An 18,915-nucleotide genomic window follows, 5' to 3' on the forward strand; every position below is an offset into this window, starting at 1 on the left:
CCGGAGCGAAAGGGAGTAGTCCCCAATCACTGCGTCGACATACTGAGTCGCTCCATCAGGACTCCGGTGCGGTGAGCCAGCCCCGAGATCGATCACGGCTGGCGGACGAGACTTTCGACCGGAACTGTCATTGCACGACGAATCCGGTCGAGGACTCGTCAGCACGAGGCTCTTCGTCCGGAAGACGAGGAGCCCTTTTTCATGTTCGACGCACTGCTGCTGAGCACTGCCGTCATCTTCGTGGCCGAGCTGGGCGACAAGAGCCAGCTCATGGCCATGACGTTCGCGTCCCGCTACCGCGCCCGCGACGTGATCCTGGGGATCACGGCCGCCACGGCGATCGTCCACCTGGCCTCGGTCGGGATCGGGTACTGGATCGGGGACGCGTTCTCCGAGTACCAGGGCTGGATCTCGATCGCGGCCGGCGTCGCGTTCCTCGGCTTCGCGCTGTGGACCCTGCGGGGCGACGAGCTGACCGAGGACGAGGCGCAGAAGGCGAAGAACGCCAGCGGCAAGGCGCTGCTCGCGGTCGGCCTGGCGTTCTTCCTCGCCGAGCTGGGCGACAAGACGATGCTCGCGACCATCACGCTCGCGGTCGACAACGACTGGGTCGGCGTGTGGATCGGCAGCACCGTCGGCATGGTCGCCGCCGACGCGCTCGCGATCGTGGTCGGCGCCGTCCTCGGCAAGAAGCTGCCCGAGAAGGCGATCCGCTACGGCGCCGCCGCGGCGTTCGCGATCTTCGCCGTCGTGCTGGTCCTGGAGGGCGTCAACAACGTCTGACCGCGCCCGATCGCGCCTGGCCGAGCGCGCTAGGTTCGGCCCGTGACCCACGACCTCGGCTCTCTCGTCGAGGTCGTGGGTTTTCTCGTGGCGATGACGCTGCTCGGGCGCGCGTGCGCCGACGAGGGCCTGTTCGACGCCTGGGGCGGACTCGTCGCACGGGCGTCGCGCGACCCGCGCCGCCTGACCGTCGCCGCGGGCCTCCTGGCGGCCGGCGTCACCGTCGTGCTGACGCTCGACGCGACCGTCGTGCTGCTGACGCCCGTGCTGCTCGCCGCCGGGATGGCCCGCCGCGGCTCGCTCCTCAGCGTGCGGCTGGCGAACACCGCCTCGACGCTGCTCCCGATCTCGAACCTGACCAACCTGCTCGCGGTGGGCGCGACGGGCTGGGCGTTCCTGGAGTTCGCCCGCGTGATGGCACCGGTGTGGCTCGTCGGGGTCGTCGCGGAGATCGCCCTGGTGACCTGGTGGTGCCGCCGCGACCCGGTGCCCGTGCCGCCCACCGGGGCCGCGCCGGCCACTCCCCTGGTGCCGGCCGGCGTCGTCATCGCCGTGCTGTGCGGCCTCGCGGCCGGCGAGAAGCCGTGGATCGTCGCGACCGCCGGGGCGCTGATCATCGGCGTGCACGCCCTGGCGACCCGCGCCTCGACGTGGCGCGACCTGCTCGCAGCGGCGAACCTCCCCCTGGCCGGGCTCGTGATCGCGTGGGGCTGGGTCGTCACGTGGGCGGCCGGCACGCCCGCCGGTGACTGGATCACCGACCTGCTTCCGCACGGCACGTCGTGGAGCGCGCTGGTCGGCATCGCCGTCGTCTCGATGCTGGTGGCCAACGTCGTCAACAACCTGCCGGCGACCCTGCTGCTGCTCCCGGCCGCCGCGGCGACCGGTCCCGTCGGCGTCGCGGCCCTGCTCATCGGCGTCAACGTCGGCGCCAACCTGACGGCGATCGGGTCGCTCGCGAACCTGCTGTGGCGGGGCTCCGGCGGGCGCCAGAGCGTCGGCTGGGGGCAGTTCCACCGTCTCGGCCTGCTGACGACCCCTCCACTGGTCGTGCTGAGCGCCACGGTGCTCTGGGCCTGGTCGCTCGTCGTCGCCTAGCGGGCCCTAGGCTCGTCCGGTGCTCGTGCTGCTGCCCCCGTCCGAAGGCAAGACGTCCCCGTCGGCGGGCCCGGCCCTCGACCTGGAGGCACTCTCGTTCCCGCGCCTGACGCCGGTCCGTGAGCAGCTGTCCCGGGCCCTGGTCCGACTGGCCTCCGGCTCCTCGAAGCGCGCGGCTGAGGTCCTGGGGCTCGGTCCCACGCAGGCCGACGCGATCGAGGCCGACGCCCGCCTGTGGGAGCTCCCCTGCGCTCCCGCCGCCGAGGTGTACACCGGCGTGCTGTTCGGCGAGCTCGACCTGGCGTCGCTGGACGCGGCGGCGCGCGAGCGCGCCTCCCGGACCGTGGGTGTGGCCAGCGCCCTGTTCGGCGCGCTGCGCATCGACGACCCGATCCCGGCGTACCGCCTGTCCGGCGGGGTCTCCCTGCCCCGCCTCGGACCCGTCGCCTCCCGCTGGCGCGCCAGGCTGCCGCAGGAGCTGACCCAGGCCGCGGGCGACGGGCTGCTGATCGACCTGCGCTCCGGCACCTACGTCAGCCTGGGCAAGCCCGAGGCCGCGATCGCCGATCGCACCGTGACGGTCCGGGTGCTGCACGAGGCGAACGGCGTGCGCAAGGTCGTGAGCCACTTCAACAAGGCCACCAAGGGTCAGCTCGTCCGCGCGCTGCTGCAGTCGGGCGCCGAGCCCGCCACGGTCGACGAGCTGGTGGACGTGTGGTCCGACCTCGGCTGGCACGTGGAGCGCCCCGCGGTCTCCCCGGGCAAGCCCACCCAGCTCGACGTCGTGACGACCGAGGCCGACCACCCCGGTGCCTGACCGCCCCACGGGCGGTCGAGGTGCCTACTCGGGCACGACGGAGAAGTTGCGGACCGACGGGAGTGCGTCAGGCCACCAGACGACCGTGCTGATGCTCGCCGGAGCCAGCTCGAGCGTGTGGATGGCCGACATCGGGGCCCCGAGGGCGTGGCGCACCATCATCTTGATCGGCGTGACGTGGCTCGTGACCACGACGGTCTTGCCCGCATAGGTCTCCACGATCCGGTCACGGGCGGCCACGACGCGTTCGTAGACCGCGTCGAACGTCTCGCCGCCCGGCGGAGCCACGGCGGTCGAGCCGAGCCACGCCGACATCTCGTCGGGCCAGCGCTCCATGATCTCGGCGAACGTGTGGCCGTCCCAGTCGCCGAAGCCGGCCTCGGCCACGCCGTCCTCGATCGCGACGTCCAGGCCCAGCTCGCGGGCGACGAAGCCCGCCGTGTCCTGCGTGCGCTGCAGGGGCGACGACACGACGGCGTCGACCTGGTGGTGCCGGGCGATCCACGCGGCAGCGCGGGCCGCCTGCGCGCGCCCCTCGTCGTTGAGGCCCGGGTCGGACCCACCGCTGCCGCAGAACAGCTTGCGGACCGTGTTGTCGGTGACGCCGTGGCGCAGGAGCACCATGACGGTCGGATCGGTGTCGAGCCGACCGCGCCACCCAGCGCCGATCGAGCTCGTGGTCACAGCCCCGACTCGGCCGTCCGCACGAGGATGCGGCTGCACTCGGGGCAGCGCAGGACCTCGTCGTCGGGAGCTGCAGCGATCTCGCGCAGGTCGGCTCCGTTGATCTCGAGGCGGCAGCCCTCGCAGGCGCGGGCCCGCAGCGCAGCGGCACCGGAGCCGTACTGGGCGCGGACCTTCTCGTAGAGCGCGACCAGCGGGTCGGGCAGACCGCCCGCCAGGATGCTGCGCTCGGCGGCCAGCTCGCCGCTCTGGCCGTCGAGGTCGCTGAACGTGGCGTCGCGCGTGACCGTGACCTCGGCGATCTTGGAGCGCACGGCCTCGAGCTCCTCGAGGACGCCGCTGAGCTCGCTCTCGGCGGTCTCGAACTTGTCCATGACCTCGAGCTCCTCGTCCTCGAGCGTCGTGATGCGACGCTCGAGCGCCTGCATCTCGTGCTCGAGGTTGGTGAGGTCCTTCGGGTTCGAGATCGCGCCGGAGTTCAGGCGCTGCTCGTCGCGCGTGCGCCGCGTGCGGACCAGCTCGACCTCGGCCTCGGCCTGGCGCAGCTCGCGTCGCAGGTCGCCGACCAGGGTGTCGAGCTCGATGCGGCGATCGTCCAGGCGCGCCTCGTCGGCCGTGGCCTCGGCCAGGATCGCGAGCTCGGGGATCGCCGACCGCCGGTGCGAGAGCTGGCTCAGGTGAGCGTCGCAGGTGGCGAGGTCGAGCAGGGTGCGCTGGTCGTGCGGTGCGGCTTTCAGCGTGGGCTCCGGTGTGAGAGGTGGTCGTGGACGAGGGTGGACGTCCAGGGATCGGTGACGGTCGTCGACACGTGGGCCTCCACGGTAGCGCCGAGGCGTTCGACGAGTGCGGCCGCCGCGACCGGCAGCCAGGTCCACTCGGCCGCCCAGTGCGGCACGTCGACGACGGCGCAGGCTCCGGGCCGCTCGAGGTGCTCGCTGACGGCGTGGTGCTTGAGGTCTGACGTGACGTACGCGTCGGCGCCCGCCGCGGTGGCGGCACCCAGCAGGAAGTCGCCCGAGCCGCCGCACAGCGCCACGGTGCGCACGAGCCGACCGGGATCGCCGGCGAACCGCGTGGCACCGCCGTGCGCCGGGAGAGCGTCGCGGACCAGGGCCGCGAAGCGCTCCAGCGGGAGCGGCTCGGGAAGCGTGCCGATGCGGCCCATCCCGCGGTCCGTGGGTGCGGGCTCGGCCTCGACGACGTCGTAGGCAGGGACCTCGTAGGGGTGAGCGGCCAGCAGGGCCGAGCGCACGGCCTCGCGGACGCCCGGAGGTGCCACGACCCGCAGGGCGACCTCGTCGACCTGCTCGAGGTCGCCGATGCTGCCGATCGCGGGCTGGGCGCCGTCGAGGGGGCGGAACTGCCCGGTGCCGGGCCAGCGGAAGGCGGCGCTGTCGTAGCCGTCGTAGCGACCCGCACCGGCGCCGTGCAGCGCGGCCAGGACCTCGTCCGCGGCGTCGCGGGGCGCGAAGACGGTCCAGACGTCGGGCGCTCCTGCGGTCGAGACCTCGAGCGGCTGGACGTCGCGCAGGCCGAAGGCCGCCGCCATCGACGCCGAGACCCCGAGCGGCGGCACGTCGGCGTTGGTGTGGCACGTGTGCAGCGCGATGCCGTGCGAGATCAGCGTGTGGGCGACCCGCCCCTTGGGGTCGGAGGCCGCGACCGAGGTGACACCGGAGAGCCACAGCGGGTGGTGCGTCAGCACCAGGTCGAAGGCACCGGCGACGGCTTCGTCGGCGACGGCCTGCACGGGGTCGACCGCCAGCAGGATGCGCCGGACCTCGGCGTCCGGATCGCCGACCGCCGTGCCGACCGCGTCCCAGGGCTCCGCCCAGCGGGGGTCGTACAGACCGTCGAGGACGGCGACGACGTCACGCAGCGTGGGCATGGGAGGCAGCCTATCGGCGCGTCATCCGACCGAGGCGAGGGCGAACGGCAGGACCGAGTCGGCGCCGGCCTGACGCAGGGTGCGCGCGGCGACGGTGAGGGTCCAGCGGCTGTCGACGAGGTCGTCGACCAGGAGGACGGGCCCGCGGGTGGCCTCGAGCTCGGCCCGCAGCTGCTCGCTCGCGACGAAGCGCTCCCAGACCGCGGCGAGGCGGAAGGCGCTGTTGCCCGTGGGGGTGGCGTCCGGCGCGCCGGGCGTGAGGTCGAGCGGCGGCAGGAGCGGGAGGCGCCCGAGGTGGGAGAGCCCCTCCGCGACGGACGCGACCAGCAGCGGCCGCTTGACCGAGGGCACGGCGACGACGGCGACGGGCCGCTCGCGCCAGCCCCAGTCGCGCAACGACCGGGCCGCCGCCGTGAGCAGAGCCTCGGGCACGGGCGCGTCGTCGGCTCCGGCGGCGAAGATCTCGCGCAGGGCACCGCCCCAGCCGAGGTCGGTGAGGCGGGCGACGACGCGCCCGGTCTCGGGCCGCTCGGCGACGTCGATGCGCCCCGAGACCTCGACTCCGAGGTTGCGCATGCCGGAGGGCCACTGCCCGCGCGGCTCGACCGGGACGCCGACGCGGTCGAGCGAGGCGTTGGCCTGCTCGACCGCCGCGCCGTCGGTGGACGTGGGGTACCAGGGGCCGACGCAGACGTCGCAGCGCCCGCACGGCGAGGCGGTGGGGTCGTCGAGGTGCTGCTGCAGCAGCTCCATGCGGCACGTCGTGGCGCGCTGGTACTCGATCATGGCCTGCTGCTCGTCGAGCCGGGCCTGCGCGATGCGGGCGTACCGGTCCTCGTCGTAGACCCACGGCTGACCGGTCGAGACCCAGCCGCCCTGCACCCGGCGCACGGCGCCGTCGACGTCGAGCACCTTGAGCAGCAGCTCGAGCCCGGTGCGGCGTAGGTCGACCCGCGCCTCGATGGCGGGCACCGACATCGCCTCGGGTCCCAGCACGCCCAGGACCTGGTCGACCTTGGCCTGGGTCGGCATCGAGGCGGTGGCGAAGTAGTGCCAGATCTCGGCGTCCTCGCGCCCCGGCAGCAGCAGCACGTCGGCCGACTCCGTGGCACGGCCGGCGCGGCCCACCTGCTGGTAGTAGGCGACGGGCGAGGACGGCGCACCGACGTGCACCACGAAGCCCAGGTTGGGCTTGTCGAAGCCCATGCCGAGGGCGCTGGTGGCGACGAGCGCCTTGACCTCGTCGTCCTTGAGCGCCTGCTCGAGCCGCGCCCGCTCGTCGGGGTCGGTGCGGCCGGTGTAGGCCGCGACGCCGTGCCCCGCCTCGTTCAGGAGCCGGGCCGTGTCCTCGGCGGCCGAGACCGTGAGCGTGTAGATGATGCCGCTGCCCGGCAGGTCGCCCAGGTGCGAGACGAGCCAGCCGAGGCGCTCGCGGGCCGAGCCCAGCGTGAGGCAGCCGAGGCGCAGGCTCGTGCGCGCCAGGGAGCCCCGCAGGGTCAGGACGTCGTCGCCCAGCTGCTCGGCGACGTCCTCGACCACGCGGGCGTTGGCGGTGGCCGTGGTGGCCAGCACGGGCACGCCCTCGGGCATCGAGGCGACCAGGTCGGACAGGCGCCGGTAGTCGGGACGGAAGTCGTGGCCCCAGTCGGAGACGCAGTGCGCCTCGTCGACCACGAGCAGGCCCGTGCGGCGGCGGAGCTCGGGCAGCTGCTCCTCGCGGAAGCGCGGGTTGGTGAGGCGCTCGGGCGAGACCAGCAGGACGTCGACCTCGTCGGCCGCGAGCTGGGCCCGCACCGCGTCCCACTCGTGGGCGTTGGCCGAGCTCATCGACACCGCGCGCACGCCGGCCCGCTCCGCCGCGGCCACCTGGTCGCGCATCAGCGCGATGAGCGGCGAGACCAGCAGGGTGGGCCCGGCCCCGCGCTGACGCAGCAGCGAGGTGGCGATGAAGTACACGGCCGACTTGCCCCAGCCCGTGCGCTGCACGACCAGGGCGCGACGCTGCTCGTCGACGAGCGCCGTGATGGCCTCGAGCTGGCCGTCGTGGAACGTGGCGTCGTCGCGCCCCGTGAGCCGTCGCAGGGCGTGCAGGGCCTCGTCGGTCGTGCTCGTCGCCGTCATGCCCGCCATCGTGTCAGGCGGCTCTGACACCCCGTCAGTCGTGGACGACGAGGGCCGTGAACAGGGCCGCGACGAGCTCCTCGAGCTGCGTCAGGTCGGCCTCGTCGGCGTCCGACTCCAGCAGCGCGTCGCGCATCGCCATCTCGTACGCACCGATCAGCAGCGTCACGGCCTGCTCCGAGGTGACCAGGAGCCGGCCGCCCAGCAGCTCGACACCGCGTTCGAGCACGCGCTGGATGTCGTCGCGGGTCTCGACCCAGACCTGGCGGTAGACCTCGGCGACCGCGCGCTCGCGGATGCCGTGCGTCACGAACTCCAGGTGCACCAGGAAGCTCTTGCGGTCGCGCGGGTAGGCCGCGAGGAACCGGTCGACCGCGCGGATCGCCGCCGGGACGCCGTCCTCGTCGCCGCCCATCTCCGACTCGACGGCCGACTGCATCAGCGCGATCATCTGGACCTTCTCGCGATCGAAGATCTCGAGGATCAGCTCGTCCTTGGTGGCGTAGTTCGAGTAGAACGCGCCGCGCGTGAACCCGGCCCGCTCGCAGATCGACTCGACCGTCGCGCCCTGGATGCCGATCTCGGCCAGCAGCTCCCGCGCCGCCTCCACGAGGCGTTCACGGGTGGCTTCGCGGCGCTTGGTCGTCACGACGGCGACCGTACACCCGCACTGGATCCCGATACAGGAGTGCATCCGACGTCACGGCCGCACCGAGTCCGTCTGAGTGGGCCCGAGATGGGTACCTTCCGACGGTGAGCATCCTCGACGTGCCGGACACCCCGGGTCCGGACGTCCCGCCGCAGGCGCGGCCCATCAGCACCATCGACCCGGCGCTGACTGCGCTGCTCGACGAGGCTCGCGAACGGCTCGGTACGCAGTCGGTCTCCCTGCTGCTCGTGAACGAGGCCGGGACCGTGCTCGAGCCCCACGTCTCCCTCGGACTCCGCCAGTCGATCCGCGCCGCGTCCCGCGTCGCCGTGGGCGAAGGATTCGCCGGCCAGATCGCGTTGTCGCGTCAGCCCTTGAGCGTCGACGTCTCCCGCGACACCGTCATCAACCCGCTGCTGCGTGCCGCCGGCATCCGCTGCGTGCTCGGCGTCCCCGTGCTGACGGCGGCTCGCCTCGTCGGCGTCCTGCACGTGGGTGCGTCCCACGTGCGCGACTTCGGTGCCGACGACGTGACTGCGCTCCGGGACATCGCCGATCGCGTCGCCACGATCGCCGACGCGGCCACCCCTCGCCGTGCCCACGACGCAGCGCTCGTGCTGCAGCGGAGCCTGCTGCCCACCACCCCGCGCAGGATCGGCGACCTCGAGACCGCAGCACGGTACGTGCCGGCCGAGGGTGAGCTCGGGGGCGACTGGTACGACGTCTTCAACCTCCCCGGCGGCGGTGTCGGGCTCGTCATGGGCGACGTCGTGGGCCACGGCCTGCCCGCCGCGGTCGTGATGGGCCGCCTCCGCAGCGCCCTGCGCGCCTACGCCCTCGAGCACGACGACCCCGCTCGCGTGCTCGAGCAGCTCGACCGCAAGATCCGACACTTCGAGGACGACGCCTTCGCCACGGTCGTCTACGCCGTGGTCCGTCCGCCCTACGACACCATCGCGATCAGCTCGGCCGGCCACTGGCCGCCGCTCCTGGCCGCTCCGGGGACCGAGTCCCACGCGCTCGACGTGACCCAGGACCCGATGCTCGGCGTCGCGGAGTTCGAGCGGCACGTCACGCACCTGTCGCTCCCCGCCGGTGCGATCCTCTGCTTCTACACCGACGGCCTCGTCGAGCGTCGGGACGCGAGCCGACCGGGAATCCCCTCGGTCGACGAGCAGATCGACCTCGTCGGAGGACTCCTCTCCCCCGACGACGACCCCGAGTCCGCCTGCAGCCGCCTCATCACGAGCACCATCGGCGACGACTTCGCCGAGGACGACATCGCCCTGCTCGTCGTGCGCCGGACCTGAGTGGGCGAAGAGGGGCTCGCCCCACCTCAGAGCGACGCTTCGCGTCGAGTGGGCGAAGAGGGGCTCGAACCCCCGACCTTCCGGGTGTAAACCGGACGCTCTGACCAGCTGAGCTATTCGCCCTGGAACCGACCGCACCCTACCCCACGGGAGTCCGGGAGGGCCGGGATGCCGGGCAGAAAAAGACACGGCCGCCAGGGTCTCGGGTCCCGGGCGGCCGTGCGAGACCCATCGTGGCGCATACCTGGCTCACTCCGCACCCAAACGGCGAATTCTGGCCAACTGGCCAGCACTGCGGGGCGCGGGAGGCCTCAGATCGCGGCGAGCGCGGCCCGGTAGTCGTCGAGCGATCGGGCGTCGGGGATGGCGTTCTCGACCTTCCAGCGCACGACGCCCTCGCCGTCGATCACGAACGTGCCCCGGACCGCGGCGCCCACCTTCTCGTGGAACACGCCGTACGCCCGCGCCACCTCGCCGTGCGGCCAGAAGTCGCTCAGCAGCGAGAACTCGTAGCCCTCGGTGTCGGCGAAGACGCGCAGCGCGAACCGCGGGTCGCACGAGATCGCGAGGATCTCCGCCCCGTCGGCCGTGAGGTCGGCGACGTTGTCGCGGAGCTCGCACAGCTCGCCGGTGCAGACGCCGGTGAACGCGAACGGGTAGAAGACCAGCACCACCGTGCGGCCCCGCAGGGCCGCGAGCGAGACGTCCTCGCCGTGCTGGTTCTTGAGCGTGAAGTCCGGTGCCTGCTGACCGATCTCGATGCTCACGCGCTCAGCGCTTGTGCGTCGAGAGCTTGGTCGCCGCCCAGTCGTCGGTGGCCGACGACGTGGTGGTGGTGGACATGCCCGCCACCGGGGCCGCCTCGCCGATGTCGGCACCCGAGACGTACCCGGGGCGCCCGACCTTGGGCGTGAGCAGCCAGATCGACCCGCCCTCGACCAGGTCCTGGAGGGCGTCCATCAGCGCATCGGCCAGATCGCCGTCGCCGTCGCGCCACCACAGGATCACCCCGTCGACCACGAGTCCTACCTCGCCGTCCACGAGCTGGTTTCCGGAGACGGTCTCGACAGCGGCGCGCAGCGCGTCGTCGACGTCGTCATCCCATCCCAGCTCCTGGATGACCGTGTCGGGTTCGAACCCCAACTTCGCCGCGTCCACACTGCTCCTTCCGTCGGATGTCGCCGGGATCCCGGCAGACCTTTAAAACCTACTGAAAAGTAAGGAAAACCGCAGCCTTCCCGGTCTCACCCTAGCGAACAGTGCGTGGAAGGATGGGAGGGTCCACAAGACAGTTCTAGGGAGTCACCATGCCGCAATCCGGCTCGAACGATCGTCGCCCCGTCATCCACGAGGGCCTCCCCACCCAGCTTCCCGACATCGATCCCGACGAGACCTCGGACTGGGTCGCCTCGCTGGACGCGATGGTCGACGAGCGCGGACGCGACCGCGCGCGGTACGTGATGCTGCGTCTGCTGGAGCGGGCCCGCGAGCGTCAGGTCGGTGTCCCGGCCCTGCGCAGCACCGACTTCATCAACACGATCCCGCCGGAGCGCGAGCCCTGGTTCCCCGGCAACGAGGCCATCGAGCGCCGCATCCGCGCGTTCATCCGCTGGAACGCCGCCGTCATGGTCTCGCGCGCGAACCGCCCCGGTCTCGGCGTGGGCGGTCACATCGCCAGCTACCAGAGCGCCGCGAGCCTCTACGAGGTCGGCTTCAACCACTTCTTCCGCGGCAAGGACCACCCCGGCGGCGGCGACCACATCTACTTCCAGGGCCACGCCGCGCCCGGCATCTACGCCCGCTCGTTCCTCGAGGGTCGCCTCACCGAGACGCAGATGGACCGCTTCCGCCAGGAGAAGTCGCACGGCGAGGGCGAGGGCCTGTCGTCGTACCCGCACCCGCGCCTGATGCCCGACTACTGGGAGTTCCCCACGGTCTCGATGGGCCTCGGCGGCATCAACTCGATCTACCAGGCGCGGTTCAACCGCTACCTGCACCACCGCGGCATCAAGGACACGAGCCAGCAGCGCGTCTGGACGTTCCTCGGCGACGGCGAGATGGGCGAGCCCGAGTCGCTCGGCGCGATCAGCATCGCGGCGCGCGAGGAGCTCGACAACCTCACCTGGGTCGTCAACTGCAACCTGCAGCAGCTCGACGGCCCCGTGCGCGGCAACGGCAAGATCATCCAGGAGCTCGAGGCCTACTTCCGCGGAGCCGGCTGGAACGTCATCAAGGTCGTCTGGGGCCGCGAGTGGGACGACCTGCTCGCCCGTGACACCGACGGCGTCCTCGTCAACCAGATGAACCGCACGCCCGACGGCCAGTTCCAGACCCTCTCGGTCGAGACCGGCGCGTACAACCGCGAGAACTTCTTCGGCCCCGACCCGCGCCTGCAGCAGATGGTCGAGCACCTGTCCGACGAGCAGATCGAGCGCCTCCCCCGCGGCGGCCACGACTACCGCAAGGTCTACTCGGCCTTCGACGCCGCCACGAAGCACACGGGCCAGCCGACCGTGATCCTCGCCCACACGATCAAGGGCTGGCTGCTCGACTCCTTCAAGGGTCGCAACGCCACGCACCAGATGAAGAAGCTCACGAAGGACGACCTCAAGGGCTTCCGCGACCGCCTCAACATCCCGGTCACCGACGAGCAGATCGACCAGGATCTCGCGCCGTTCTACCACCCGGGCGCCGACAGCGAGGAGATCCAGTACATGCTGGCTCGCCGCGAGTCGCTCGGCGGCTCGCTGCCGAAGCGTCGGGTCGACCCCACCCCCGTCAAGCTGCCCGGCAACGACGTGTACGCCGAGCTCAAGAAGGGCTCGGGCAAGCAGCAGATCGCCACGACCATGGCGTTCGTCCGCCTCCTGCGCGACCTCATGAAGGACAAGGAGATCGGCAAGCGCATCGTGCCGATCGCCCCCGACGAGTACCGCACGTTCGGCATGGACTCGATGTTCCCGTCGGCCAAGATCTACAGCCCGCACGGCCAGACGTACGAGTCGGTCGACCGCAAGCTGCTGCTGGCCTACAAGGAGTCCGCGCAGGGCCAGCTGCTCCACGAGGGCATCAGCGAGGCGGGCGCCGTCGCGTCGGCCACGGCGGCCGGCAGCGCGTACTCGACGCACGGCGAGCCGATGATCCCGGTCTACCTCTTCTACTCGATGTTCGGGTTCCAGCGCACCGCCGACTCGATCTGGGCGATGGCCGACCAGCTGTCGCGCGGGTTCCTGATCGGCGCCACCGCCGGCCGCACGACGCTGACGGGCGAGGGCCTGCAGCACGCCGACGGCCACTCGCCGCTCATCGCGCAGACCAACCCGGCCGTCGTGCACTACGACGCGGCCTGGGCGTTCGAGCTGACGCACATCGTGCAGGCCGGCATCGAGCGGATGTACGGCAGCAGCGAGGACCACCCGCACGGCGAGGACGTCCTGTACTACCTGACGGTCTACAACGAGCCGCTCGTGCAGCCGGCCCAGCCCGAGGGCATCGACGTCGACGGCCTGCTGAAGGGCGCCTACAAGTTCCAGGCGGCCGAGGGCGGCGACGCGTCGACGCGCATCCTCGCCTCGGGCGTCGCGGTGCCGTGGGCGCTCAAGGCCCAGCAGATCCTCGCGGACGACTTCGACGTCAAGGCCGACGTCTGGTCGGTCACCTCGTGGAACGAGCTGGCTCGCGACGCCGCGAAGGCCGAGCGCGCCAACCTCGCCTCCCCCGAGGCCGAGCAGGCCGTCCCGTACGTCACGAGCGCCCTGAGCGACGAGGTGGACGTGACGGTCGCGGTGAGCGACTACATGCGCGCCGTGCCCGACCAGATCGCCCGCTGGGTCCCCGGCCCGTGGATCGCCCTGGGCGCCGACGGCTTCGGCTTCGCCGACACCCGCGCGGCCGCCCGTCGCTACTTCCAGATCGACGCCGAGTCGATCGTCGTGGCGACCCTGACCGGCCTGTTCCGCGAGGGCAAGGTCGACGCCTCGGTGGTCCGCGAGGCCGCCGAGCGCTTCCGCATCGACGACCCGATGGCGGTCGCCGGCGTCGCGCAGGAGGGCGGCGACGCCTGAGACGTGACCCACGCCGCGGCATGCCCGACCGACGTCTGAGAGCCCTCTCAGACGCACACCATTAGGATGTCGGGCATGCTGCGCCGCAACCCGTACACGTTCATCGGCATCGTGGCATTGGGTTTCGCGATCATCGCGGTCAGCTTCTCGGTCCGCCTCGACATCCCGATGCGCGACCCCGAGGGCTTCCTCGGCCCCGCCTACGTCCGGCTGCCGCTGCTGGCGATGCTGTTCTTCGCCGCGGGCATCATCCCGCAGGCCATCGGGCGCTACGGGTTCAAGCGGGTCGTCTGGGGCGTGCGTGAGGTCATCCGCACCGACTGGACCTGGGCCCGCTTCGGCTACATCGCCGCTGGCCTGCTGGCGTTCTACACGTCGTACGTGAGCTACCGAAACCTCAAGGGGTACCTCCCGGAGCTGCGTCCGCCGACGTGGGACCTCGAGCTCGAGCGGTTCGACCACTGGCTCTTCTTCGGCAACTACCCGTCGGACCTGCTGCACAGCGTCATGGGCACGGGCATCGTCGCCCAGATCATCGCGGTGATCTACGTCAGCTACCTGATGCTGATCCCGATCACCCTCGGCGCCTACCTCGTGCTGAACCGCGACATCTCGATCGGTGCCTGGTACGCGACCGCGCTGAGCCTGAACTGGATCCTCGGCACGATCAGCTACTACATCCTGCCGACGGTGGGCCCGGCGTTCGCCTTCCCGACCCGGTTCGAGGTCATCGACGGCACCCCGGCCTCAGAGCTGCAGCGCTCGCTGTTCCGGGCCGGGCGCGACGTCATCGAGAACGAGCAGAGCAGCAGCATCTACGGCATCGCCGGCTTTGCCTCGCTGCACGTCTCGGTCGTGTTCACGGCCTGCCTGTTCTTCACCATGACCAAGATCCACCCGCTCCTGCGGACGATCGCCTGGGTGTACTTCGCGGGCACCGTCCTGGCGACGGTGTACTTCGGCTGGCACTACGTCTCCGACGACCTCGCGGGCCTGCTGATCGGCGTGATCTCGGTGTACGTGGGCGCCTGGGCCACCGGCAACACCAAACGGCAGAAGGCCAGGGCCGCGGCCGGACACCCCGACGTCGAGGTGCCGGACGTCCGTCCGCACCCGGAGGCCGAGCAGCAGAAGGCTCAGACCACGGCGGGCGAGGACGACTCCGACACGGTGGTCAGCACGGCCTGATCGCCGCGGCGCAGCATCGCGCGCCACTTGCCCCGGTGGTAGGTGGCCGGCGGGTTCTCCGCGACGAACTCCGTGACCATCGCGACGAACCGCTCGGGGTGGTCGCGGTGCGGGAAGTGGCCCGCGTCGTCCAGGAGCCGCACGTCGGTCAGTGAGTGGTGCTCGGCGTTGACGGCGTGGCTCGCCGGGATGACCCGGTCGTCACGGCCCCACACGACCATGACGGGCATGAGCTGGGCCAGGTAGGTGCGGTCGGTCATCGTGACGTACTGGCCGCGCCAGTCGAGCACGTGGCTCGTCAGCCGGCGCACGGCGGCGCGCGAGCGCGGCTCGGCGAACGACTCGTAGATGCGGGCGACCTCGCCGAGGTCGCGCGTCGCGCTCATCCCGGTGGCCGAGAGTCCTCGCAGGCCCGCCGCGACGAAGGGGCGCCAGGCCCGGGCCGTCGCGACCGCCATCACGAGCGGTGCGCCCGGCAGGGTCAGAGCCCGGATGAGCGGCGTGACCTCACGCCCCAGACCGCCGCTGGAGACCAGCACGACCCGCTCCGTGCGCTCGGGGAACTGGTAGGCGAACTGCATCGCGACACCGCCACCGAAGCTGTGCCCCACGATCGTGACCTTGTCGACGCCGAGCACCGTGAGCAGGTCACGCATGCCGTTGGCGTACCCGCCGATCGAGTAGTCGCCGTCGGGCTTGTCCGACTCCCCGTGGCCCAGCAGGTCGGGCGCGATCACGGTGAAGTGCTCCGAGAGCGGCCCGATCACGCGGTCCCACGTGGTCGAGTCGCAGGCCATCCCGTGGATCAGCAGGAGCGTGGGACCGCTGCCGACCTTGCGATATGCGCGGCGATACCCGTGCACGACGACGAACTGGAGCTCCGTGCTCACCGGGGGGCTGATCACTCGCGTCATCGTAGGGGCGACCCGTTGCAGCGACGTTACGTCCGTCCCGGCCGGTCACGCCGGTAGGATGCCCGCATGGTGTCCGAGGGGGAGGTCAGGGCGACGGTCGTCGACCTCGTGGTCCGTCTCACCGGCACGGAGATGACGGCGATCGAGCGCACGAGCCGGCTCAAGGAGCTCGGCGTCGACTCGCTGCTGACCGTCGAGCTGGCCGACGAGCTCGGCCGCCGCTACGACCTGTACCTCTCCGACGAGGCCGTCGACGCGATGCGCACGATCGAGGACGTCGTCCGGTCGGTCGTGCACCACGACGGCGCCACCCCTCCTGCGTGGGCACAGACGCCCGACGCCGATCCGGTCGCGGCCGCTGCGGTCGTCGGGGCCGGCGCCGACGCCCCCGAGGACGGTGGGCCCTCGCGCCACGACGTGCCCCTCAACCGCAAGCGCTTCACCGCCGGTGCCATCACGACGGTCCTGACGATGGTCGTCATCGGCACCATCGTGGGCGGCGCCCTCGGCCTCGGCGCCTCGGCGCTGCTGAGCTCGACCGGCCTCGGCACCACCGAGCTGCCGCCCATCTCGTCGGCCCCGGCCGACACCGAACCCACGCCGACGCCCACCGAGACCCCCACTCCGAGCGAGGACACCGAGCCGCCGGAGTCCGCCGCACCCGAGCCCAGCCTCGCGGCGTCGTCACAAACGGTCCCGCCGGGTCAGCGTTTCACCCTGACCGGGGCCATCCCCGCGGTCGGGCCCGGCGCCGAGCTGCAGGTCCAGGTCAAGGACGCGGGCGGCGACTGGGACGACTTCCCCGTCAAGCTCACGACGGGCGCCGACGGCGGCTTCTCCGCCGAGGTCTACACCTCGCGCACCGGGGCCCGCGAGTGGCGCCTGATCCACCTGCCGACCGGCGAGGCGACCCCGTCGGTCGCCGTCACGATCGGCTGAGCCTCACACCACCTGGTGCAGCCAGCGCACCGGCGCGCCGTCCCCGGCGTGGCGGAACGGCTCGAGCTCGGCGTCCCACCGGACCCCGAGCAGCGCGTCGAGCGCCTCGTCGAGGCTGACGTCTCCGCGGGAGGCCCGCTCGCGCACGGCCTTGATGCGGTCCTCGGGGATCACGATGTCGCCGTGGACGCCGACGACGGCGTGGAAGATGCCGAGCTCAGGCACGTAGGAGTAGCGCGAGCCCTCCGACGACGCCGTGGCGTCCTCGGTGACCTCGAAGCGCACGAGGTCCCAGCCGCGGAGCGCGCTCGCGACGGCGGCGCCGGAGCCGACGGGGCCGCTCCAGGACAGCTCGGCGCGGTAGGTGCCGGGCTCGGCGGGCTGGGCCTGCCAGGCCAGCTCGGCTCCCTCACCGAGCACGCCGGTGACGGCCCACTCGATGTGCGGGCACAACGCGGACGGCGCGGAGTGGATGAACACCACACCTCGCGCAGAGCGCACAGCGGCGCTGTCGGCCATGCTCATGGGAACCTCCCGGTCTCGAGTAGAAGCCTTCCCCAGCACCTCTCGAGCCGACGTGCCCGTGCACACCAACGCTCCCATTCTGCCCGACAGGTCGCGACCTGCCAACTGCAATCCCGGTCAGCAGCCGATGTCGTGGGCCGTGATGCCCTCCTCGCGCCACATCGCGGACACCCGCTCCTTGTCGTCCCACGCCTCCAGGACGCGGTAGCCGTCGTCGCCGATCGCGGTCAGGATCTCGCGCTTGACCTCCACGTCGGGGCGGTAGTCGCCCACGATCCGCAGGTACACGGCGTCGTGCGGGACCTCGTGCTGCACGAGCCAGTCGAGCGTGTGGTCGAGCCAGATGAACTCGCGCGACGACACGACCAGGACGGCCCGACCCGCAGCGGCCTGCTCGCGTGCGACCTCGACCATCGCCGGGTTCGGCGGGCAGCCGACGGCAGCCTCCTGGAAGGCCTTGAAGTCCTTGTCCTCGCCCCTGATCAGGTGCTCGACCCCGGACGTGTCGACCAGCGTGCCGTCGAGGTCGAGGATCACCGCGTCGCGACTCATGCCAGCAGTGTCGCACTGGTAGGGAGGGCGGGGCTCGAACCCGCGACCCAGGGATTATGAGTCCCCTGCTCTGACCGGCTGAGCTACCTCCCCCGGGTCCGACCACCCTAGTGGTGCCGCTCTCGACGAGCGGCACGTGGACGCGCTGAGTACGTTGACGAGATGCGCCTCCCCCTCCCCGATCCCCGCGACGTCGTCGCCCTCGCCGCGCGGGGCCCCGCCCTCGCGGAGGGGCTGGTGTCGGCGCTCCCCCGCGCCCTGGCCCTGCTCGACGCGGCCGAGGCGCTGGTGGCGCGGGCCGCCGTCCTCGTCGACGAGATCGACCAGACGCGGCAGGCCGCCGACGAGGTCGTGGCCCGGACGAACGAGACCGTCGACGCCGCGAACGTCGTGATCGTGCGCACCGCCGGCACAGTGGCCAGCGTGGAACCCACCCTGGAGCGGGCGGAGGGCCTGATCGACCGCTTCGCACCGGCCCTCGAGAAGCTCTACCCGACGCTCGAGCGGCTCTCCGAGACGACCGACCCGAAGGAGGTCGACGCGCTCGTCTCGCTGATCGACCAGCTCCCCCACCTCGTGGAGCGGCTCGACGCCGACATCCTGCCGATCATCACGAACCTCAAGACGGTCGCGCCCGACATCCACGACATGCTCGACGTGACACGCGAGCTCAACCTGATGCTCGCCAAGCTGCCCGGCATGGGCCGCATCAAGAAGCGGGTCGACGAGCAGCAGGCCATCGACGGCGCCTGACACGAGTTCGGCGAAATCGCGGACCTCAGGCGCGATCGAGGTTCATGATGCTGCTCATGCGCCGATTCCTTGCTCCCTTCGCCCTCGTCGCCGTGCTGGCACTGTCCGCCTGCGGAGGCGGCGACAGCGACGCGGGGACCGACGATGACACGAGCACCTCGTCCGACACGGGCACCCCGGCGAGCCCCAGCGACGTCTCGCCGTGCGACCTCACGACCGAGGACACCGTCGCACAGGTCTTCGGCGGCACCGTGGAGAGCGCGGAGCCGGGCGAGGCGCGCAACTGCGAGTACACGCTCTCCGGGGCGTCGGTGACCCTCGTGGAGGTCTACTACTTCGGCGACGCCGACGACTGGGACGCGCTCAAGGCCGGGTACGAGGCGAACCGTGGTCCGTTGACGCCGGTGGATCTCGGTGACGAGGCGTTCTACCCGGGCGATCTGGCCCAGAACGAGTACGTCGTCCTGGCGGGCGACACCGTCTTCGCCGTCGGCATCGGTGATTTCACGACTGACATCGCGCCGGGTGTGGCCGAGCTGGCCGGGATCATCACGGGCGAGGTCGGCTGACCCGTCACCTCACGTGCGTCGGTGGGGGCGGGGTGGGCGTGAGATGTACGTGTGTCCGGTG

The 18,915-nt window shown here is 71.7% G+C and carries 19 protein-coding genes and 2 tRNA genes; 9 read left to right on the forward strand and 12 right to left on the reverse strand.

Annotated features, from left to right (window positions below; translation table 11 throughout):
- Positions 1–201 precede the first annotated feature (201 nt).
- From ABD127_RS07390 to ABD127_RS07400, 3 genes are read left to right on the forward strand one after another with little or no spacing between them, the layout of a single operon-like run.
- Complete coding sequence (locus ABD127_RS07390; RefSeq protein WP_344199351.1) at positions 202–783, forward strand: TMEM165/GDT1 family protein; 582 nt, start codon at positions 202–204, stop codon at positions 781–783.
- A gap of 42 nt (positions 784–825) precedes the next feature.
- On the forward strand, positions 826–1,881 hold the full coding sequence (locus ABD127_RS07395) for an SLC13 family permease (protein WP_344199354.1): 1,056 nt from the start codon (positions 826–828) through the stop codon (positions 1,879–1,881).
- A gap of 19 nt (positions 1,882–1,900) precedes the next feature.
- A complete protein-coding gene (locus ABD127_RS07400) occupies positions 1,901–2,698 on the forward strand; it encodes a YaaA family protein (protein WP_344199356.1) in 798 nt (265 codons plus the stop codon).
- A 24-nt stretch (positions 2,699–2,722) separates the two neighbouring features.
- Here the strand turns inward: ABD127_RS07400 and ABD127_RS07405 are convergent, their stop codons facing one another.
- From ABD127_RS07405 to ABD127_RS07425, 5 genes are read right to left on the reverse strand one after another with little or no spacing between them, the layout of a single operon-like run.
- The gene (locus tag ABD127_RS07405; RefSeq protein WP_344199358.1) at positions 2,723–3,382 is read right to left on the reverse strand and encodes a histidine phosphatase family protein; all 660 of its coding nucleotides are present in this window, start codon (positions 3,380–3,382) and stop codon (positions 2,723–2,725) included.
- The gene (locus tag ABD127_RS19070; protein ID WP_425545799.1) at positions 3,379–4,167 is read right to left on the reverse strand and encodes a zinc ribbon domain-containing protein; all 789 of its coding nucleotides are present in this window, start codon (positions 4,165–4,167) and stop codon (positions 3,379–3,381) included. Before ABD127_RS19070 ends, ABD127_RS07405 begins: the two co-directional genes overlap by 4 nt.
- Positions 4,116–5,270, reverse strand: coding sequence for a Nif3-like dinuclear metal center hexameric protein (locus ABD127_RS07415; RefSeq protein WP_344199360.1), 1,155 nt, complete (start codon positions 5,268–5,270; stop codon positions 4,116–4,118). Before ABD127_RS07415 ends, ABD127_RS19070 begins: the two co-directional genes overlap by 52 nt.
- A gap of 21 nt (positions 5,271–5,291) precedes the next feature.
- Positions 5,292–7,391 (reverse strand): RecQ family ATP-dependent DNA helicase, encoded by a 2,100-nt coding sequence (locus tag ABD127_RS07420; RefSeq protein ID WP_344199362.1) that lies wholly within the window; start codon positions 7,389–7,391, stop codon positions 5,292–5,294.
- 34 nt (positions 7,392–7,425) lie between these two features.
- Positions 7,426–8,040: a TetR/AcrR family transcriptional regulator gene (locus tag ABD127_RS07425; RefSeq protein ID WP_344199365.1), complete on the reverse strand. Its 615-nt coding sequence runs from the start codon at positions 8,038–8,040 to the stop codon at positions 7,426–7,428.
- Between the two features lie 104 nt (positions 8,041–8,144).
- On the opposite strand from ABD127_RS07425, the gene ABD127_RS07430 reads away from it, so the two are divergent.
- Entirely contained in the window at positions 8,145–9,350 is a 1,206-nt protein-coding gene (locus ABD127_RS07430) for a PP2C family protein-serine/threonine phosphatase (protein ID WP_344199367.1), read from the forward strand.
- Positions 9,351–9,399: 49 nt separating this feature from the next.
- Here ABD127_RS07430 and ABD127_RS07435 read toward each other — a convergent pair.
- The 3 genes from ABD127_RS07435 to ABD127_RS07445 form a co-directional block, all read right to left on the reverse strand.
- Positions 9,400–9,473, reverse strand: a tRNA-Val gene (locus tag ABD127_RS07435).
- 188 nt (positions 9,474–9,661) lie between these two features.
- Entirely contained in the window at positions 9,662–10,117 is a 456-nt protein-coding gene (locus ABD127_RS07440) for a peroxiredoxin (protein ID WP_344199369.1), read from the reverse strand.
- Positions 10,118–10,121: 4 nt separating this feature from the next.
- Entirely contained in the window at positions 10,122–10,508 is a 387-nt protein-coding gene (locus ABD127_RS07445; protein ID WP_344199371.1) for a DUF3052 domain-containing protein, read from the reverse strand.
- 149 nt (positions 10,509–10,657) lie between these two features.
- On the opposite strand from ABD127_RS07445, the gene aceE reads away from it, so the two are divergent.
- Both aceE and ABD127_RS07455 read left to right on the forward strand, forming a co-directional pair.
- Entirely contained in the window at positions 10,658–13,414 is a 2,757-nt protein-coding gene (gene aceE / locus ABD127_RS07450; RefSeq protein WP_344199373.1) for a pyruvate dehydrogenase (acetyl-transferring), homodimeric type, read from the forward strand.
- A gap of 75 nt (positions 13,415–13,489) precedes the next feature.
- A complete protein-coding gene (locus ABD127_RS07455) occupies positions 13,490–14,602 on the forward strand; it encodes a phosphatase PAP2 family protein (RefSeq protein ID WP_344199375.1) in 1,113 nt (370 codons plus the stop codon).
- On the opposite strand, the gene ABD127_RS07460 is transcribed toward ABD127_RS07455, so the two are convergent.
- Positions 14,551–15,492, reverse strand: coding sequence for an alpha/beta fold hydrolase (locus ABD127_RS07460; protein ID WP_344199377.1), 942 nt, complete (start codon positions 15,490–15,492; stop codon positions 14,551–14,553). The genes ABD127_RS07455 and ABD127_RS07460 overlap by 52 nt on opposite strands.
- A 90-nt stretch (positions 15,493–15,582) precedes the next feature.
- On the opposite strand from ABD127_RS07460, the gene ABD127_RS07465 reads away from it, so the two are divergent.
- On the forward strand, positions 15,583–16,455 hold the full coding sequence (locus ABD127_RS07465; protein WP_344199379.1) for an acyl carrier protein: 873 nt from the start codon (positions 15,583–15,585) through the stop codon (positions 16,453–16,455).
- A 3-nt stretch (positions 16,456–16,458) separates the two neighbouring features.
- Here the strand turns inward: ABD127_RS07465 and ABD127_RS07470 are convergent, their stop codons facing one another.
- The 3 genes from ABD127_RS07470 to ABD127_RS07480 form a co-directional block, all read right to left on the reverse strand.
- Entirely contained in the window at positions 16,459–16,980 is a 522-nt protein-coding gene (locus ABD127_RS07470) for a DUF3145 domain-containing protein (protein WP_425545789.1), read from the reverse strand.
- Positions 16,981–17,097: 117 nt separating this feature from the next.
- Positions 17,098–17,532 carry a phosphatase domain-containing protein gene (locus tag ABD127_RS07475; RefSeq protein WP_344199381.1) on the reverse strand — a complete coding sequence of 145 codons (435 nt, stop codon included), beginning with the start codon at positions 17,530–17,532 and terminating at the stop codon, positions 17,098–17,100.
- A 16-nt stretch (positions 17,533–17,548) separates the two neighbouring features.
- Positions 17,549–17,625 (reverse strand) — tRNA-Met (locus ABD127_RS07480).
- A gap of 69 nt (positions 17,626–17,694) precedes the next feature.
- Here ABD127_RS07480 and ABD127_RS07485 point away from each other — a divergent pair.
- Both ABD127_RS07485 and ABD127_RS07490 read left to right on the forward strand, forming a co-directional pair.
- Positions 17,695–18,285, forward strand: a complete 591-nt coding sequence (locus ABD127_RS07485) for a hypothetical protein (protein WP_344199383.1) — start codon at positions 17,695–17,697, stop codon at positions 18,283–18,285.
- 56 nt (positions 18,286–18,341) lie between these two features.
- Complete coding sequence (locus ABD127_RS07490) at positions 18,342–18,854, forward strand: hypothetical protein (RefSeq protein WP_344199385.1); 513 nt, start codon at positions 18,342–18,344, stop codon at positions 18,852–18,854.
- Positions 18,855–18,915 lie beyond the last annotated feature (61 nt).

The organism is Aeromicrobium alkaliterrae, from assembly GCF_039529015.1.
In the GTDB taxonomy this organism is placed as follows: Bacteria; Actinomycetota; Actinomycetes; order Propionibacteriales; family Nocardioidaceae; genus Aeromicrobium; species Aeromicrobium alkaliterrae.

What these genes read in the sequence shown, in the direction of transcription:
- ABD127_RS07390 (WP_344199351.1), top strand. Translation starts at nt 202, where the DNA reads ATGTTCGACGCACTGCTGCTGAGCACTGCCGTCATCTTCGTGGCCGAG.
- ABD127_RS07415 (WP_344199360.1), bottom strand. Translation starts at nt 5,270, where the DNA reads ATGCCCACGCTGCGTGACGTCGTCGCCGTCCTCGACGGTCTGTACGAC.
- ABD127_RS07420 (WP_344199362.1), bottom strand. Translation starts at nt 7,391, where the DNA reads ATGACGGCGACGAGCACGACCGACGAGGCCCTGCACGCCCTGCGACGG.
- aceE (WP_344199373.1), top strand. Translation starts at nt 10,658, where the DNA reads ATGCCGCAATCCGGCTCGAACGATCGTCGCCCCGTCATCCACGAGGGC.
- ABD127_RS07455 (WP_344199375.1), top strand. Translation starts at nt 13,490, where the DNA reads ATGCTGCGCCGCAACCCGTACACGTTCATCGGCATCGTGGCATTGGGT.
- ABD127_RS07465 (WP_344199379.1), top strand. Translation starts at nt 15,583, where the DNA reads ATGGTGTCCGAGGGGGAGGTCAGGGCGACGGTCGTCGACCTCGTGGTC.
- ABD127_RS07470 (WP_425545789.1), bottom strand. Translation starts at nt 16,980, where the DNA reads ATGAGCATGGCCGACAGCGCCGCTGTGCGCTCTGCGCGAGGTGTGGTG.
- ABD127_RS07475 (WP_344199381.1), bottom strand. Translation starts at nt 17,532, where the DNA reads ATGAGTCGCGACGCGGTGATCCTCGACCTCGACGGCACGCTGGTCGAC.
- ABD127_RS07485 (WP_344199383.1), top strand. Translation starts at nt 17,695, where the DNA reads ATGCGCCTCCCCCTCCCCGATCCCCGCGACGTCGTCGCCCTCGCCGCG.
- ABD127_RS07490 (WP_344199385.1), top strand. Translation starts at nt 18,342, where the DNA reads ATGCGCCGATTCCTTGCTCCCTTCGCCCTCGTCGCCGTGCTGGCACTG.